Origin of the sequence: Salinimicrobium tongyeongense, from assembly GCF_026109735.1 — a bacterium.
GTDB lineage: Bacteria > Bacteroidota > Bacteroidia > Flavobacteriales > Flavobacteriaceae > Salinimicrobium > Salinimicrobium tongyeongense.
This window is the reverse complement of record NZ_CP069620.1, coordinates 2,797,035-2,813,198: the sequence shown is the minus strand read 5'-3', so window position 1 is coordinate 2,813,198 and position 16,164 is coordinate 2,797,035. Positions and strand designations below refer to the sequence as shown.

The following is a 16,164-nucleotide window of genomic DNA, read 5'->3' as shown; positions in this document are numbered from 1 at the left end:
CATCAGAATTTTAAGATTTCAGGTGATAACTTAACTTCAGAAAAAACTGAAATAACTTTCAAGACAGCCCCTGTCTAATGCGGCAAAGTCTTATTTATAGATATCGTTTAGTATCGCTGCCAGCCTTATACCGCCTTTCTGGATCTGGTCATGAACCACTGGAAACCACTCGTACATGTACTGGTAGCCCAGCTTCTCGCCTACCTCAACCGAATCATAAACCCTGTTGGCAAGTTCTTTTGACTCATACATCCAGTCCAGCACAGAACCTTCCTGAATCCTGCTGATCTCTTCCTTTGACAGCCTGTCGGTATTATGGGCAAGTTCGGTATAGCTCATGTCAAAGTCATTGATCATTTCGCTGTCCCAAACCCGGTGAAGGTTTGAACCGCTTCCAAACCATCTTACCTGTATGTCGTTTCCGCCTTTATCTTCACCACGCCCGGCGTGCATAGGCTGGTGTAAATCTCCTAACCAGTGTACGAGCAACTTCAGGTGGAATTCTTTTTCTTCCTTAGAGGCCTTCTTATCTTTTAAAACTGAAATGGCAGTATTAATTCCCTGCACCAGGTCTCCTTCGGGATTGGCCTTTTCTTTGGTATAGGCTGTCTCTCCCGGCTCAAGGTTTACATAATGCCACGGACTGTATTTGCGATAGGCCGGGTCGCTCTTAATATCATCACCATAAGTAGACACAAAAGCCAGGTTCATCCCGTCTAGCAGCTCCCGCACCTTGGCTTTGGCTTTTTTGCTCAAATGCTGCTCTGCCACTTCTCCCGTAGCACGGTGTCCCGTTCTCCCCCAATCATTTTCGGAAGCAAAACTAAAACTGGAAAAAAGAAAGGCAGTAACAAGTAAATAAATTTTCATATAAGTTGAATTTTTGGGTGTGTAAAGATAGAAAAAGGCGGTTACTATTTGAGTCTTCTTCAAAAATCCTGCCCCAATTTGCCATTTTTGGAAAGCTTGTAAAGACTATGCGGAAATACTACTTTTACAAGCCCACACCTTCAGCCCCGGCTGTCGTATTTTTTATACAGAATGAAATATAAGATCATCTTTTCCGATATTGACGGAACCCTGCTGAACAAAGACCGAAAATTATCGCAACTCACCCTCGAGGTCTTTGGAAAACTCCCTGAAGACCTTCCGGTTGTGCTTATTTCTTCCCGAATGCCCCAGGCCATGACACACCTTCAGGAAGAATTGAATATTGCTCACCAACCCCTCATTTGCTATAACGGCGCCCTTATCTATATAAACGGGAAACCTCTGGGCTCTAAAGAAATTCCGTGGAAAATTATTGATGACCTCCACAATTTCAACCAAAACACAGCATGCCACCTTAGCCTCTACAACGGCACCGACTGGTATGTGCCGCAAATGGATGAATGGGCAAAAAGGGAAGAAAACAATACCCGGGTAACGCCGCAGGTCAAACCCATAAACGATGTGCTTAAAGCCTGGGAACCCGCCAAAACAGGAGCTCACAAGATCATGTGCATGGGGACGGCCGAAAAAATAAATGCGGTTGAAAAGCACCTTTTTGAGAGGTATAATGACCGGTTGCACCTGTACCGGTCTAAAGACACCTATCTGGAAGTTACCAACAAAGAAGTTTCAAAGCTTACGGCGGTGAATTACCTGCTAAAAACTCATTTCCATTATTCTTTGGAAGAAACCATTGCTTTTGGAGACAATTTTAACGATTTTGAAATGCTGAAGGCAGCCGGAATGGGAATTGCAGTAGGAAATGCCAAACCCGAAATCCTTGAAATTGCACGGCAGGTAACCCATCATAATACTGAAGACGGGGTGGCCAAAAGCCTGCAGGAAATATTTAAGCTTAACTAATTTTTAATAATTTTTAAGACACTTCTAAAAGTCGTATTTTGCCACCTTTTTAAAGGCAATTTATGGACAATCTTCCCATTTTTACCAATGATGCCATAGTCTTAGGGCTTCTAATGCTGTCATTAGGTTTTGTATTCCTCACTTCTTCCAAAAAAGAAGGTTTCTGGTATAAATTCTACAAAGTGGTGCCGGCACTGTTGATGTGTTACCTCATCCCGGCCATACTCAACTCCCTGAACATAATTTCAGACGAAACTTCCAATCTGTACTTTGTGGCAAGCCGTTATTTACTGCCGGCTTCTCTGGTTTTAATGACTTTGAGCATCGACCTCAAAGCCATTTTTAACCTGGGCCCAAAAGCACTCATCATGTTCTTTACAGGAACCATAGGGATCATCATTGGCGGACCTATTGCCATACTTATCATCTCTGCCTTCTCGCCCGAAACTGTGGGAGGCGTTGGCCCCGATGCAGTTTGGAGGGGGCTCTCCACCCTGGCCGGAAGCTGGATTGGAGGTGGTGCCAACCAGGCAGCCATGCTCGAAATTTTTGAATACAACCCCGACCTTTACGGCGGAATGGTGCTGGTTGATATTGTGGTGGCCAACCTCTGGATGGCCATACTCCTAATGGGAATTGGCAAAAGTGACAAGATCGATAATTGGCTGCGTGCCGATAATTCGGCTATAGAAAGCCTGAAGAAAAAAGTGACCGCCTACGCCGAAAGTGTTACCCGCAATCCTTCGCTCCCAGACCTTATGATCATGCTGGCACTGGCTTTTGGTGCAGTTGGATTTGCCCACTGGAGCGCCGATGGAATTGCAGGTTTACTGTCATCTAACTTTGAAGCCTTTAGGGATAATAAATCGGCTTTATCTTCTTTTGCATCTTCCTTTTTCTGGATGATTAGTATTGCAACCGCCATTGGTATTATGCTTTCCTTTACCCGCGCAAAAGAATATGAAGGTGCAGGGGCAAGTAAACTGGGAAGTGTTTTTATCTATTTCCTTGTGGCCACCATTGGTATGAAAATGGACCTCACCATGGTTTTTGACAATCCGGGGCTTATTGGGATAGGGCTAATTTGGATGGGAATCCACGCCGGCCTGCTTATCCTTGTGGCCAAACTCATCAAAGCTCCTTACTTCTTCCTGGCCGTGGGAAGCCAGGCAAACGTAGGGGGAGCGGCATCTGCGCCCGTAGTTGCGGCCGCCTTTCACCCTTCTCTGGCAACCGTAGGGGTACTACTGGCTGTCTTTGGATATGTAGTGGGAACTTACGGGGCTATTTTGAGTACCATTTTAATGCAGATCGCTGCCGGAAGCTAAGTGACAAAAAGATATTTTTAGCATATTTGCGCACATTCTATTACACCTGATTTAAATGAAAAAAATAGCATTATTAGTGCTTGCCACTCTTTTACTGGCAGCCTGTTCTTCTGAAGAAGAAAAAAACCTCAGCATCACCGGGAAAGTCCAGGGGCTTAAAAAAGGAACCCTCTACCTGCAAAAGGTTCAGGACACCAGCCTGGTCACCCTGGATTCCGTAGCAATGACGGGAAATGAGACTTTTGCCTTTGAAGCTTCCATTGAGAGCCCCCAGATACTGTACCTGTACCTCAACAAAAAAGACAACAACATTTACGATGACCGGGTAATGTTCTTTGCTGAACCCGGGGAGATGATCATCAATACCACTCTTAAGCAATTTGAAGCAGATGCCATTATTGAAGGGTCTGAGAACCAAAAGAAGCTTATGGAGTACCAGAAGATGATGAGCAGGTTTAACAGCCGTAACCTTGAACTTATCCAGGAGAGCATCATCGCGCAGCAGGAAGAGAACGCTGCGTCTCTAGACTCGGCCAATGCTGAATATGACCAGCTGCTAAGAAGGAAGTACCTGTTTACCGTAAACTTTGCGATTAACAACAAAGATCTTGAAATAGCGCCTTACCTCGCTATTTCTGAAGTGTACGATGCCAACATCAAATACCTCGACACTATTTACAAATCCCTTACCCCCGAAGTAAAAGAATCCCTCTACGGAAAAAGTCTGGAGGAGTTTTTGAAGGAGCGCAGGGAACTGGAGAAAAAAGCTGAAGAAGATTCAGCTTCCCAGGCTTAAAATACTTCAGCTAAAAAATAAAGGCTGTCTTTAAAACCCAAATTTTTTCGTCCTGCTGAAATTTCAGAATGACGTTGCAGGGTTTTTTAGACAGCTTTTTTTGTTCCCGCTTCCCAGGCGTGTAAAAATCCTCTCAGAAGCCCCTGCCCCACTTATTTTTTCTGAAATACCCATGCTGCAAGATCCAGGTAAAAGCCTGAAATACCTTTCAAAAATGCCATTTTTCGAAGCTAATGTTGTGAGGCTTCAAGAGCAGCAGCATTAACAAAACCACCTTGTGCTGACTCGCAGAGTTCAATCCAATCACCTTCAGCCATTTCAGAAAAATTTTAGTTAAGCGGGCTTAAGTTTAGAGCAAAAAAAGCTCCTGTGCTGCTGCACAGGAGCTTTTTGATTTTAATTCCTGATGGAATTATTTTGTTTCCTTCGCGGGTTCGTTGAGCTTCTGACTCATTTCCATTGAAATGGAAGAGCGGTCAAAAGTGATCTTTCCGGCTCCGGTTTCTATTATTACTGCATTAAGCTTATCGCTAAAATCAACTATTTTACCGTGCATTCCGCTTTTTGTAACAACTCTGTCTCCTCTTTTAAGTTCAGAAGAAAATTGTTTTTCTTTCTTGGCACGGTTCATTTGGGGACGTATCATAAAAAAATACACCACAATGAACATTAAAATAATTGGGGCAAACTGGGCTAATTGATCCATAGATGGTTTTCTTGCTCTTGGTTATGCTTAAGACTGTGCCTTAGGCTCTACAAAAGCTTTGATTTTAATTTGCTCTTTCCCGGCTTCGGTATTAGCTGTGATATTTACTGTTTTTGTAACCTGGTTTTGACCGCTACCGTTGAACTTAACAAGCATTTCTCCTGTTTCTCCCGGAGCGATAGGTTCTTTTGTCCAGGTAGGAACTGTACATCCACAAGAGCTGGAAGCGTTTGTGATCACAAGGGGTGCTTTCCCGGTATTGGTAAAGGTAAAAGTGTGTTCTACGTTAGTTCCCTGTGCGATGGTTCCAAAGTCATGCTCTGTTTGCTCAAAAGTGAGTTCAGGATAAACAACATCCTGTGAATCGCGCAGTGCTGCTTCTTCTACGTTCTCTGCCTGAACCTTATCAGATGCATTGTCCTTACAGGAAGTGAAATTGAACGCAGCAATTAATGCCAGTAAAAAAATTCCTTTTTTCATGATTTACAATTTATAGTTAAAGTGGATAAAATTAAAAAATTTTGCAGGACTACATAAGGCCTCTGCCCATTTTATTGAGCTTACTGTTCTCACTGTATTCCTTAGATAACTTATCAAGAACTCCGTTAATAAAAATACTACTTTTAGGAGTACTGTATTCCTTGGCAATTTCTAAATATTCGTTAATAGTAACCTTTACCGGGATAGACGGGAATTTCAGGAACTCACAGATGGCCATTTTAATGAGGATAGTATCCAGATCGGCTATCCTTTCTTTGTCCCAATTGGGCGTCTTGCCTTCCATTTCTTTGGCCAGGCTGGTGTCATTAAGCAAAGTTTTTCTGAAGAGCTCCACGGCATAATCGCGGTCATCTGAACTTTTAAAAAGCCTGGTTAAAGCCTGGTCTTTTCCTGCCGATGCTTTCTGAAGCATTTTTACAATGGCTGTATTCACCAGTGGAAGGTCATCAACCCAGGTGATCTTTTTATCTTCGAGATAATCGTAAAGCTTGTCGTTTGGTGCAATGATCTCCCTGAAGATGGCTATGCCAAATTCTTTGTCTTCTTTGAAACTGGAAGTGCGGGTAGCCATGTAGTTTTTGTAAAGATCACTATTCCTGATCTCAGACCACAAAATTTCAACGTATTCGTCGTCGTTCTTCCAGTTATTGAGCTTTCGGCCTTCTAGGGCTATATTGAGCGACCTGTTTTGCTTAAGCTGCGCGATCAACTCATTGTTGACGAACTTGCGGTTGGGGTCTACATCTTCTTCAGAAGGCAGGTGTTTTTGCTGAGCCTTTTCAAGGTAATCTTCGGCATGGTCTTTAATTTCCACGATTAAATCTAACAGTAAAAGATAAAGATCGTACATCTCATCCATACTCTTGAGCAGAAACTTCTCTTCTGTCTTCAGGTTGTCATTTTCGCTCTGGGAATAGGCATACAGAGACTGCATTACTTTAACCCTGATATGTCTTCTGGTCAACATAGCTGTAAAAGAACTTTAAAAAATTAGGGCGAAAGGTTTTTTCCTTTCGCCCGGCAAAAATACTATTTAATTAAAAAATCACTGGGGTTATTTGCGATTTTTTCTGTCGCTGATTCTTTGCTGTGCCACCTTAAGAGCAGCTTCGTGCGTAGAGATGTTGTTAGCTTCGGCTGCATCCAGGATCTCAAGGGTCGTGTTGTAGATATTCTGCGTCTTCTCCATGATCTCTTTTCTTCCGTAGCCCTCAAGTTCAGCATAAACATTGATGATACCTCCGGCGTTGATAAGAAAATCGGGCGCATACACAATCCCCTTTTCCCTAAGAATGAGCCCGTGCTTTGCATCATCGGCCAGCTGGTTGTTTGCAGCTCCTGCAATAATTGAGGCCTTGAACCTCTCAATAGTCTGGTCGTTTATTGTAGCTCCCAGGGCACAGGGGGCGTAGATATCAACATCTGCACCATACACATCATCACCACCATAGATGGTTGCGTTATAGCGATCCCGAACTTCAGTTAATTTCTGCTGATTAATATCACTTATAACCACATTTGCACCTTCCTTAGCCAGATAATCTACCAGGGCTTCACCTACGTGGCCTATTCCCTGTACAAGAACAGATCTACCCTGTAAATCATCGCTTCCATATCTAAACTTTGCTGCCGCTTTCATTCCCATATACACCCCGTAAGCTGTCACAGGAGAAGGGTTACCGGCACCACCTTTAGCTTCAGAGATACCCGTAACATAAGGGGTTACCTCGCGTACGGTATCCATATCGGCAGTTTCCATGCCCACATCTTCAGCAGTGATGTATTTTCCGCCTAAAGAATTCACAAACTCTCCAAACTTCCTCATCAACTCGGGCGTCTTTTGGGTTTTGGCATCGCCAATGATCACGGCCTTACCGCCTCCAAGGTTAAGCCCGGTAACGGCACTTTTAAAAGTCATGCCTCGCGAAAGACGAAGCACATCATTAAGCGCATCCCATTCACTGCTGTAATTCCACATACGGGTACCCCCAAGGGCAGGCCCCAAAACTGTATTGTGAATTCCGATTATTGCCTTTAAACCTGTATCTTTGTCGTTGCAAAAAACCACTTGTTCATGGTCATCAAAGGAAAGCTGCCCAAAGACCGGAGCGGCTTTTTTAAGTTCATTTGCCTTTAGAACATCCACTTTCATTAGTTTAATAATTTAGAATGAATTTCATTATTCGAAATATTTCGAAGCAAAAATAAATAATATTTCATTTTACAAACCTTGTTCTTCAACAAAAATGTAAAATCGAAAAATTCAGCCGGTGCAGCCCTATGAAAGAACTGAAACATTTAAACAAATACTTTTACAAATACAAATGGCACCTCATCGTGGGGATCTTTATCACCATCCTGGCGCGCGTGTTTGCCATTCTCACTCCCCGCTTTATTGGAGAGTCTACCACTGCCATAGAACAATATGTGAACGGGGAAATTACTTCGGAAGCTGTCTTGCGCACCGAGCTTATGAACAACATCCTCCTTATTTTAGGAGCCACCTTAATGGCGGCTTTGTTCACATTTTTAATGAGGCAGGCCATTATTGTGGTTTCCAGGCATATTGAATACGATTTAAAAAATGAGGTTTACCGGAAATACCAGGACCTGTCGCTGAACTTTTACAAAAAGAACCGCACGGGAGACCTTATGAACAGGATTAGTGAAGACGTTTCCAAAGTGCGCATGTACGCGGGTCCGGCTTTTATGTACAGCATTCAAACCGGGATCTTGTTCATCGTGGTGATCCCGTACATGTTCCTGCAGGCGCCCGAGCTCACGCTCTACGTGATCATTCCCCTGCCCATACTTTCATTTGCCATTTACAAACTAAGTGTTGCCATAAACAAGCGAAGCACCATTGTACAGCAGTATTTATCAAAGCTCAACACCTTTACCCAGGAGAGTTTCAGCGGAATTTCAGTAATAAAATCCTACGGCCTCGAACCCCAAACCAACAGCTCTTTTGTAACGCTTTCAAACGAGAATAAAGAAAAGAACATTGACCTGGTAAAGGTACAGGCTTTCTTTTTCCCCCTCATGATCCTGCTCATTGGCGCCAGCAACATCCTGGTGATCTACATTGGCGGCAGGAAGTTTATCACGGGAGAAATTCAGGAGCTGGGGGTGATCGTGGAATTCCTGCTTTACGTGAACATGCTCACCTGGCCGGTGGCCACCGTGGGCTGGGTAACCTCCATTGTGCAGCAGGCAGCGGCTTCCCAAAAAAGGATCAATGAATTTTTAAACGAGGTGCCGCAAATTCAAAACCCTTCTAACGAACCCGAAGACGTGCAGGGTGCCATCGCTTTCAAAAATGTCACTTTTATGTATGAAGATACCAACATAACAGCCCTCAAAAATGTCTCTTTTGAGGTGGAAAGCGGAGAAACCCTTGCCATTATTGGCAAAACAGGATCGGGGAAATCTACCATCCTGGAGCTCATTGGGCGCTTGTATGACGTAGAGCAGGGCGAGATCACCATAGACGGAAAGAACATTGAAAGCATGAACCTAAGGGAGCTGCGAAAGAGCATTGGTTATGTGCCGCAGGATGCCTTTTTGTTCAGTGATTCGATAAAGAACAACATCAAATTCGGTAAGGCCGATGCCACCGAAGAAGAGATTATAGCAGCTGCTAAAAATGCCGCAGTTCACAAGAATATTGAAGGCTTCAGCAAAGGTTACGACACCGTGCTGGGAGAACGGGGCATCACCCTTTCTGGCGGGCAAAAACAGCGTGTTTCTATTGCCCGGGCCATTGTTCACGACCCAAAGATCCTTCTTTTTGACGATTCCCTTTCCGCAGTAGACACAGAGACCGAAGAAGAAATTTTGAACAACCTCTTCAAAATCAGCAAAAACAAGACCACAATAATCGTGAGCCACAGGATCTCCTCGGTCAAAAATGCCGATAAGATCATCATTCTCGAAGACGGCAAGATCACCCAGCGCGGTTCTCACCAGCAACTTATTGAAGCTGAAGGTTATTATCGCGAGCTGTATCTGAAACAACTGAGTGAAAAAGAAATGTAAAAATTTGTTGCGGAATGTTAATTTTTTTTAGATTTTTGAACCTATGATTTACAAACCGTAAAAGATTATTTGATTATGAGCGACAATGGAACGATTGAAAAAGAAGAGATTTTTTCCAAGGTCTTGAGAGCCGGAAGACGCACCTATTTCTTTGATGTTAGGGCGACTAAGGCAAACGATTACTACCTGACGATTACCGAGAGTAAAAAATTCACCAATGAAGACGGATCTTTCCACTACAAGAAGCACAAGATCTACCTTTACAAAGAAGATTTCGCCGGTTTTAATGAGATCCTTCAGGAGATGACAGACTTTATTCTTGACGAAAAAGGGGAAGAAGTAATTAGTGAACGTCATCAAAAGAACTTCAAGAAAGAATACGAAGAAGATGAGCAAAAGAAGGTTGAAACGGCCGCAGCTCCATCTGCCGCTGCTTTTACAGATATTAGTTTTGACGATATATAGGTAAAAAATATACTCCAATTCAAAACCGTCCCGGCAAAACCTGGACGGTTTTTTTATCTTGGGGTGTCAAAAATGTCATTTATGAGAATCTTTATTGTTGCCTTTTTCGCCCTTATCAGCTTTCAAACCTTAGCGCAGGAAGAGCTCGATCTTTCTTATTACCTGCCCCAAAATATCACTTATAACCCTGCAATTCCCACGCCACAGGAGGTGCTCGATTTCGTCCCCGGCGAGTGGCATGCCAGCCATGATCAAATCCTGGTCTACATGCACTTCCTGGCCCAAACCTCCCCAAGGATAAGCATTGAAAACAGGGGTTTTACCTATGAAAAAAGGCCTTTGGTGCTGCTCACCATTACTTCGGAAGAAAATCATAAAAATATTGAGGAAATTCGTCAACAACATCTAGCGCTTACCGAACCCGGATCAGAAAATATGGATATTGCTGAAATGCCCGTGGTCGTCAACCAGGGCTTTTCAATCCACGGAAATGAAGCCAGTGGCGCCAATGCAGCCATTCTCGCTGCCTACTACCTCGCCGCTGCCGAAGGGCCCGAAATTGAAGAACTGCTCAATAATACGGTTATCCTTTTTGATCCGGTGTTTAACCCCGATGGGCTGCAAAGGTTTGCTTCGTGGGTAAACACCAACAAAAGTGCAAATATCAACCCCGATCCGCAGGACAGGGAATACGATGAAACCTGGCCCGGCGGCCGTACCAACCACTACTGGTTTGACATGAACCGCGACTGGCTGCCGGTGCAGCTCCCCGAAAGCCAGGCCAGGATAAAGACCTTTCACAAATGGTACCCCAATGTGCTCACAGACCACCACGAAATGGGATCGAATTCCTCTTTCTTTTTTCAGCCGGGAATTCCGTCACGCACCCATCCTTTAACCCCCGATCTCAACCAGGAACTCACCCGGGAAATAGGAACTTACCACGCGGCAGCCCTTGACGATATTGGCTCGCTTTATTATACTGAAGAAAATTACGACGACTTTTACTACGGAAAAGGTTCTACTTTCCCCGATATTCAGGGAAGCGTAGGGATACTTTTTGAACAGGGAAGTTCCCGCGGCCACGCCCAGGAAACCGATAACGGGATCCTCACCTTTCCTTTCACCATCCGCAACCAGTTCACTGCTGCGCTTTCCACATTAAAAGCTGCCAAAGAAATGCGGGTAAAGCTGCTTGACTACCAACGCAACTTTTACCAGAACGCCCGCAGGGAAGCCGAAAAAGGAGCGTATGTCTTCGGAAACAGCAAAGATGCATCTTCAGCTTATCACTTAGCCGAAATCCTGAAACGTCACAAAATTGAAGTGCACGAGCTGCAGGAAAAATTCAGCAGAAACGGAAAAACTTTTATTCCTGAAAGCAGCTACGTGGTGCCGAAAGAGCAGAAACACCAAAGGCTTCTCGAAGCTATGTTTGAGCGAAGAACCCGGTTTGAAGACAGCCTTTTTTATGATATTTCGGCCTGGTCTTTCCCGCTGGCATTCAATCTCGATTTTACAGATGAAGCCAAAATGAACGTGGCTGGGCAAAAGATTGACAGCCTTACAAGACCTGCGGTAGGCCTTCCGGAGAAAAGTGAGTACGCCTATCTTATGGAGTGGCATGCTTACGAAGCTCCAAAAGCTCTCAATCAAATCCTGAACAAAGGCTTAAGGGCAAAAGTGGCCATGCAACCATTCAATGTTGGGAACAAAAAGTATGACTATGGAACCATAATGGTACCGGCACAAAACCAGAAAATGAATTCAGATGAGATCTACGACTTCTTAAAAGAGGTCGCTAAAGATGCTCATGTGAATATTTCGGCGGTTAGTACAGGCCTCACAGCCGGGATAAACCTTGGCAGCAACCAGTTTAGAGCGCTAGAACCTCAACAGGTCGCCATTGTGGTTGGCGAAGGCATTACCCCATACGATGCAGGTGAGATTTGGCACCTTTTTGATGAGCGCTACGATATGAAGATCACCAAACTCGATCTCAAGAATTTTTCCCGAAACGATCTTAGCCGCTATACCGATATTATTCTTCCCAATTCCTGGGGAAGTGCTGTAGGTAAAGATGAAGCCGACCAATTAAAAGAATGGGTTCGCAACGGCGGAACCCTTATAGGATATAAGAATGCCGCAACCTGGCTGGACAAAAATGAGTTTCTTGACCTCGAATTCAAAGAAAATAAAGTGCAGGCCAAAAATGTCACTTTTGAGCAGCGCAGGGATTTTAGAGGTGCCCAGGGCATTGGCGGGGCCATTTTTGAGGCAGAGCAGGACCGCTCGCACCCCATCAATTTTGGATATAAAGATGACAAAATCGCCCTTTTTAGAGATACCACAATTTTCATTGAAGCCGATTCTACTTCATATAAAAATCCGCTTATTTATTCTGAAAAACCTCTTTTAAGTGGATATATAAGTGAAGAAAACCTCGAACTCCTCCCGGGAACTGTTCCCTTCAAGCACAAGTCACTCGGAAGAGGAAATGTCATTTTGTTTACAGACAACACCAACTTCAGGGCCTTCTGGTATGGTACCAATAAGCTGCTCATGAACGCTATTTTCTTTGGGGATGAGATGTAAAATAGATTTGAGATCTGAGATCTGAGATATTAGATTTTCTATAAAAAGAGGTTCCAAAAATGCCATTTTTGGAACCTCTTTCATTTTTGGGCTAAAGCCCTTTATCATTTTTCTCTTCTATTCCTCCGGCTAAAGCCGGAGGCAATTTAATTATTGTGAGCTCTCATCACACTCCCCAGCCTCTCCTAACAGAAGAGAAGCTGATCTGTTGATGAAAGGGAACAAGTTAACCTTTAGCAGTTTTTCCTATTTTCTCACTTCGTATCTCTAAATTCGCACTTCTAAGTTTATAGATTGATCTTCACCCCGCCATTCACTACAAATCCGTCTACAGGGGCATAAATGTCCCGGAACTGCGGATCAGATATGGAGCCGGTGTAAATGCTGTCAAATCGGGTTTGGCGGGTGTCGGTGAAATTCTCGAAGTTCAGGAAGATTGAAAAATTCTCCCATTTCTTCTCGGTCATTAATCCAAAGATCCAGTAATCCTGCCCGGTCAAACCGCCTTCCAGCTTCTGCTCTCCGAAGTAATAGCTTTCCAGGCCAATCACCAGTTTTTCATGGAGCTCATACACCAGCACATTGTTCATCCGGTGTTGTGCCACAAGTGGCGCCTCATAGGTCTCTCCAAAATAATGCTCATTTACATCGGCAAGAGTGTAACCTGTGAAGAGTTTAAAATTCCCATATTTGAATCTAAAATTCGCTTCCATACCTTGGGTATCCAGGTAACCTTCAGGCTGGCGATACTCATAAACCGGAGTTGGAGTATTGCTGAAAGTTTGCCCCAAAATAAGCGGATCGTTCACCCTGGTATAGAAAAACAGCGTATTAAGGCTAAAATCGATCACCTCAAAAATCTTGGTGCGATAATTAATGTCGAAGTTTGCTCCAAAAGATCTTTCGGCTTCAGTTTCAGAAACATCAATAGGCATTACATTTCTAAACTGTATCCTTTCGGCATCTTCAGTAAAGATGGTAGGGGTTTTATAGCCGAGTCCGCCGCCAAGCCTTGCTGTCCAGGCATCCGAAAATTCGACCATAGCAGAAAGTCGGGGCAGCACAAACCAGCCGTACTCATTCTGGTAATCTGTCCTCAACCCGCTCTCCAGGCTAAACCTATTTGAGATACGCCAGTTGTTCTGAAGAAATGCGCCGTAGGTAATGTGGTTGTAATCTACCACTTCGGAAGCCGCTAAAGGATCCTGAGTAAATTTATCGGAAACCAAATTCAGTCCTGCCACCCATTCAAAGTCCTGGTTTCCGAAGTTATAAGCCACTTCGCTGAAAGAAGCCAGCTGGTCTCCCGAAAAAGTGAAATCGGGTATTTCTATCTTCCGCTCAAAAAAGCTGAAGCTGTTTTTGACCATCAAAGAATGGCCATTCTCATAAAGCTGGGTAAAGCCGGCGCGGGTAGTGACACGTTCTGTATTGTTTCTTTCAAAGTAAGGATCTGCAACCTCCCCACCTTCCAAAAAGGCGATATTTCCGCCCGTTCTTTCTTCAATAACAGTATTGACACCCAGCTCTAAAGTGGCATTTTTGGAAGGGTAATAAAACAGCTTCGGATTCACGGTAACCCGATTCACTTCAGGAATGGCGGTAAGGCCTATATCGGCAGGATCGTAGGGGTCGCTGTAGTTGTAAGAAGCAAAAACAGTAGTTCCAAACTTTCCGAAGGTATCGGAATAGAAACCACTTACATCGAGCCCCAGGGCTGAAGTTCCGTTAAGCAGGAAGTTGATCTCCCGCTCCTCTCCCGGCGTTTTTGACACCAGGTTCACAAGCCCCGCAATCGCGCCGCCGCCATACAGGGTTGACGAAGCGCCTTTCACCACCTCCACCTGTTGCAGGTCTAGCGGCACGATTTGCAGCAGACTCAAGCCTCCCGAAAAACCTGAATACAAGGGATAGCCGTCTTTAAGGAGCTGTGTATATTTCCCGTCAAGCCCCTGGATGCGGATACTGGAATTATAGGAAGTTGCCGATGTTTGCTGGGTCTGTATCCCCGTGGTTTCATTGAGCAGCATGCGGATATCTCCCGGCTTCATGTTGCCCTTTTCGCCAAGTTCTTCGCCCGAGATCACCTCCACCCGGGTTGGAAGATCAGCAATGGTACGGCGGGAACGGGTAGCCGAGATGATCACCTCCTCCATGTGTTCGCCTTCAGGAGAAAGCTCAACACTAATCAATTTTTCTTCGGCCAAAGGGAATTCCATACTGAGTTGCTGGGTGGCAAAACCTATATAACTTACCAGGATCACCTGGATCCCATCAGGAACATCCCCAAGGCTAATCACGCCTTCTTCATTTGCAGTGGCTCCAATACTGGTGCCCTGTACCGATGCGTTGGCCCCGTAAAGCGGCTGATGGGTTTCGGCGTCAATTACTTTAATTTTTAGCACATGCTGTGCGTTTGCTGCCAGTCCGCAAAAAAGCAGGCCCAGCAACAAAAGGATATGTTGTTTCATTCTTGAAATTTAATTTAGAAATAGCTTTTGGGAAAAATTCCCGTGAAAAGATATTTAGCAGGATCTTGGCGGCTGCCAGATGCGGAAAGAAAATTCGAAGGCTGGTCTTTCTACTGCCTCTCGGGTTACACTGGCCGACACCGGTTCCAAAAATGGCATTTCTGAAGGCTCTTCCGGGAGCACTACGGCGTTACAGGTGCCGCAATTTAAAAAAGGAGAACAAAGCTCATCGCCGGGATCGCCCGGTTCCTGTTGTTCAGAAATGGCTTTCTCACTGCAATCATCGGCACAGCAGGGAAACCCGCTTAGCACAAGTATGAGGAGAGACAGGAAAACGACCAGGATTTTCATGCCGCTAAGGTATAAAACTGGAGCAGGATCATCCAATTCTCAGCCCGTTTTCCACTTTAAAGTCGGGTTGAAGCAGCACAATATCGTTCTCTTTTCCCACTGCGCCCAGCACCAGGCATTCGCTCATAAAGCTGGCGATTTGTTTCTTCGGAAAATTGACCACAGCCACGATCTGCCGGTTCAAAAGATCTTCTTTTAAATAGCGTTTGGTGATTTGCGCTGAAGTTTTCTTGATTCCTATCCCGGGCCCAAAATCGATCTTGAGTTGATAGGCCGGTTTCCTGGCTTCGGGAAAATCTGAAACTTCAGTAATGGTTCCAACACGCATTTCTACTTTTTCAAAGTCGTTCCAGGAGAGGTGGTTCATTGTTTTTGGTTTGTGGTTTGTGGTTTGTGGTTCATTTCTGCTTTCATCCGCGTTGCGGATTCCAAATACGCGCCATCGGGAGTCAAGATTCAAAATTACGGATTCAGAAACTTCTAATTTCGTACTTCTAAAGTCTAACTTCAATTATCCAAATATTTTCCTGATCACCCATGCAGGACCTATGAGCAAAAACTGGATATCTTTCAAAAATGAGGGTTTTTTGCCCTCTATTTTATGTCCGTAGAACTGGCCCATCCACGCAAGCGCAAAAATTATAAGAGAGACCAGCCACAAGGGGGCCACAAGAGAAATATAATAATTCCCGGCAATGCAAAATGCTGCAAAGATTAGCACCTTGAAACCCATACTTATGGAAAGCCTGAAGTAAAACAGCAAAACCAGGATCAACACCACCACTGCCCAATTCTCCAGGAAGGGAATATACATTGGGAAAATTTGTGTGAGAGGCCCCGGCGGAATGCTCATTACCAGCCCCACTATTGAAAAGAAAATTGCGGGTACACAGATGTAATGTATGAGCTGATTGGTCTTATTCTGGTGGCTTACGGCATATTCGGCAAACCATTGATCTAAAGTGCGCATAAAATGGTGTTGAAGTAGAACCAAGATAGGAATTTTAAAAATATATAGCCAAAAATTTGTATTTTCAGCACATAAACGCACCTAAACAA

General features: G+C 44.4%; 15 protein-coding genes. 6 read left to right on the top strand and 9 right to left on the bottom strand.

Annotated features, from left to right (window positions below):
* Positions 1-90: 90 nt before the first annotated feature.
* Positions 91-870, bottom strand: a complete 780-nt coding sequence (locus JRG66_RS12500; RefSeq protein ID WP_265163103.1) for a S1/P1 nuclease — start codon at positions 868-870, stop codon at positions 91-93.
* 171 nt (positions 871-1,041) lie between these two features.
* Here JRG66_RS12500 and JRG66_RS12495 point away from each other — a divergent pair, with 171 nt between their 5' ends.
* From JRG66_RS12495 to JRG66_RS12485, 3 genes are all read left to right on the top strand, one after another.
* Positions 1,042-1,854, top strand: coding sequence for a Cof-type HAD-IIB family hydrolase (locus JRG66_RS12495; RefSeq protein ID WP_265163102.1), 813 nt, complete (start codon positions 1,042-1,044; stop codon positions 1,852-1,854).
* A gap of 62 nt (positions 1,855-1,916) precedes the next feature.
* Entirely contained in the window at positions 1,917-3,182 is a 1,266-nt protein-coding gene (locus JRG66_RS12490) for a DUF819 family protein (RefSeq protein WP_265163101.1), read from the top strand.
* 55 nt (positions 3,183-3,237) lie between these two features.
* Complete coding sequence (locus JRG66_RS12485) at positions 3,238-3,978, top strand: DUF4369 domain-containing protein (protein ID WP_265163100.1); 741 nt, start codon at positions 3,238-3,240, stop codon at positions 3,976-3,978.
* A 412-nt stretch (positions 3,979-4,390) separates the two neighbouring features.
* On the opposite strand, the gene yajC is transcribed toward JRG66_RS12485, so the two are convergent.
* From yajC to JRG66_RS12465, 4 genes are all read right to left on the bottom strand, one after another.
* Positions 4,391-4,684: a preprotein translocase subunit YajC gene (gene yajC / locus JRG66_RS12480; RefSeq protein WP_265163099.1), complete on the bottom strand. Its 294-nt coding sequence runs from the start codon at positions 4,682-4,684 to the stop codon at positions 4,391-4,393.
* A gap of 27 nt (positions 4,685-4,711) precedes the next feature.
* Positions 4,712-5,164, bottom strand: coding sequence for a DUF1573 domain-containing protein (locus JRG66_RS12475; RefSeq protein WP_265163098.1), 453 nt, complete (start codon positions 5,162-5,164; stop codon positions 4,712-4,714).
* A 49-nt stretch (positions 5,165-5,213) separates the two neighbouring features.
* Entirely contained in the window at positions 5,214-6,152 is a 939-nt protein-coding gene (nusB, locus tag JRG66_RS12470; protein ID WP_265163097.1) for a transcription antitermination factor NusB, read from the bottom strand.
* Between the two features lie 87 nt (positions 6,153-6,239).
* Positions 6,240-7,337 (bottom strand): Glu/Leu/Phe/Val family dehydrogenase, encoded by a 1,098-nt coding sequence (locus JRG66_RS12465; RefSeq protein WP_265163096.1) that lies wholly within the window; start codon positions 7,335-7,337, stop codon positions 6,240-6,242.
* A gap of 128 nt (positions 7,338-7,465) precedes the next feature.
* Here JRG66_RS12465 and JRG66_RS12460 point away from each other — a divergent pair, with 128 nt between their 5' ends.
* The 3 genes from JRG66_RS12460 to JRG66_RS12450 all read left to right on the top strand — a co-directional run bounded on the left by JRG66_RS12460 (position 7,466) and on the right by JRG66_RS12450 (position 12,283).
* Complete coding sequence (locus JRG66_RS12460; RefSeq protein WP_265163095.1) at positions 7,466-9,223, top strand: ABC transporter ATP-binding protein; 1,758 nt, start codon at positions 7,466-7,468, stop codon at positions 9,221-9,223.
* A 75-nt stretch (positions 9,224-9,298) separates the two neighbouring features.
* A complete protein-coding gene (locus tag JRG66_RS12455; RefSeq protein ID WP_265163094.1) occupies positions 9,299-9,688 on the top strand; it encodes a PUR family DNA/RNA-binding protein in 390 nt (129 codons plus the stop codon).
* An 81-nt stretch (positions 9,689-9,769) separates the two neighbouring features.
* On the top strand, positions 9,770-12,283 hold the full coding sequence (locus tag JRG66_RS12450; RefSeq protein WP_265163093.1) for a M14 family metallopeptidase: 2,514 nt from the start codon (positions 9,770-9,772) through the stop codon (positions 12,281-12,283).
* A 287-nt stretch (positions 12,284-12,570) separates the two neighbouring features.
* On the opposite strand, the gene JRG66_RS12445 is transcribed toward JRG66_RS12450, so the two are convergent.
* The 4 genes from JRG66_RS12445 to JRG66_RS12430 all read right to left on the bottom strand — a co-directional run bounded on the left by JRG66_RS12445 (position 12,571) and on the right by JRG66_RS12430 (position 16,075).
* Entirely contained in the window at positions 12,571-14,754 is a 2,184-nt protein-coding gene (locus tag JRG66_RS12445; RefSeq protein ID WP_265163092.1) for a TonB-dependent receptor, read from the bottom strand.
* A 54-nt stretch (positions 14,755-14,808) separates the two neighbouring features.
* On the bottom strand, positions 14,809-15,105 hold the full coding sequence (locus tag JRG66_RS12440; RefSeq protein ID WP_265163091.1) for a hypothetical protein: 297 nt from the start codon (positions 15,103-15,105) through the stop codon (positions 14,809-14,811).
* Positions 15,106-15,133: 28 nt separating this feature from the next.
* The gene (locus tag JRG66_RS12435) at positions 15,134-15,472 is read right to left on the bottom strand and encodes a tRNA-binding protein (RefSeq protein ID WP_265163090.1); all 339 of its coding nucleotides are present in this window, start codon (positions 15,470-15,472) and stop codon (positions 15,134-15,136) included.
* Between the two features lie 144 nt (positions 15,473-15,616).
* Complete coding sequence (locus JRG66_RS12430; RefSeq protein ID WP_265163089.1) at positions 15,617-16,075, bottom strand: Mpo1 family 2-hydroxy fatty acid dioxygenase; 459 nt, start codon at positions 16,073-16,075, stop codon at positions 15,617-15,619.
* Positions 16,076-16,164: the final 89 nt, after the last annotated feature.

Excerpts from the sequence above, each read along its gene's own strand:
- JRG66_RS12460 (WP_265163095.1), top strand. The coding sequence starts at position 7,466 with ATGAAAGAACTGAAACATTTAAACAAATACTTTTACAAATACAAATGG.
- JRG66_RS12435 (WP_265163090.1), bottom strand. The coding sequence starts at position 15,472 with ATGAACCACCTCTCCTGGAACGACTTTGAAAAAGTAGAAATGCGTGTT.
- JRG66_RS12450 (WP_265163093.1), top strand. The coding sequence starts at position 9,770 with ATGAGAATCTTTATTGTTGCCTTTTTCGCCCTTATCAGCTTTCAAACC.
- JRG66_RS12465 (WP_265163096.1), bottom strand. The coding sequence starts at position 7,337 with ATGAAAGTGGATGTTCTAAAGGCAAATGAACTTAAAAAAGCCGCTCCG.
- yajC (WP_265163099.1), bottom strand. The coding sequence starts at position 4,684 with ATGGATCAATTAGCCCAGTTTGCCCCAATTATTTTAATGTTCATTGTG.
- JRG66_RS12500 (WP_265163103.1), bottom strand. The coding sequence starts at position 870 with ATGAAAATTTATTTACTTGTTACTGCCTTTCTTTTTTCCAGTTTTAGT.
- JRG66_RS12495 (WP_265163102.1), top strand. The coding sequence starts at position 1,042 with ATGAAATATAAGATCATCTTTTCCGATATTGACGGAACCCTGCTGAAC.
- JRG66_RS12455 (WP_265163094.1), top strand. The coding sequence starts at position 9,299 with ATGAGCGACAATGGAACGATTGAAAAAGAAGAGATTTTTTCCAAGGTC.
- JRG66_RS12430 (WP_265163089.1), bottom strand. The coding sequence starts at position 16,075 with ATGCGCACTTTAGATCAATGGTTTGCCGAATATGCCGTAAGCCACCAG.
- nusB (WP_265163097.1), bottom strand. The coding sequence starts at position 6,152 with ATGTTGACCAGAAGACATATCAGGGTTAAAGTAATGCAGTCTCTGTAT.
- JRG66_RS12475 (WP_265163098.1), bottom strand. The coding sequence starts at position 5,164 with ATGAAAAAAGGAATTTTTTTACTGGCATTAATTGCTGCGTTCAATTTC.
- JRG66_RS12440 (WP_265163091.1), bottom strand. The coding sequence starts at position 15,105 with ATGAAAATCCTGGTCGTTTTCCTGTCTCTCCTCATACTTGTGCTAAGC.
- JRG66_RS12445 (WP_265163092.1), bottom strand. The coding sequence starts at position 14,754 with ATGAAACAACATATCCTTTTGTTGCTGGGCCTGCTTTTTTGCGGACTG.
- JRG66_RS12485 (WP_265163100.1), top strand. The coding sequence starts at position 3,238 with ATGAAAAAAATAGCATTATTAGTGCTTGCCACTCTTTTACTGGCAGCC.
- JRG66_RS12490 (WP_265163101.1), top strand. The coding sequence starts at position 1,917 with ATGGACAATCTTCCCATTTTTACCAATGATGCCATAGTCTTAGGGCTT.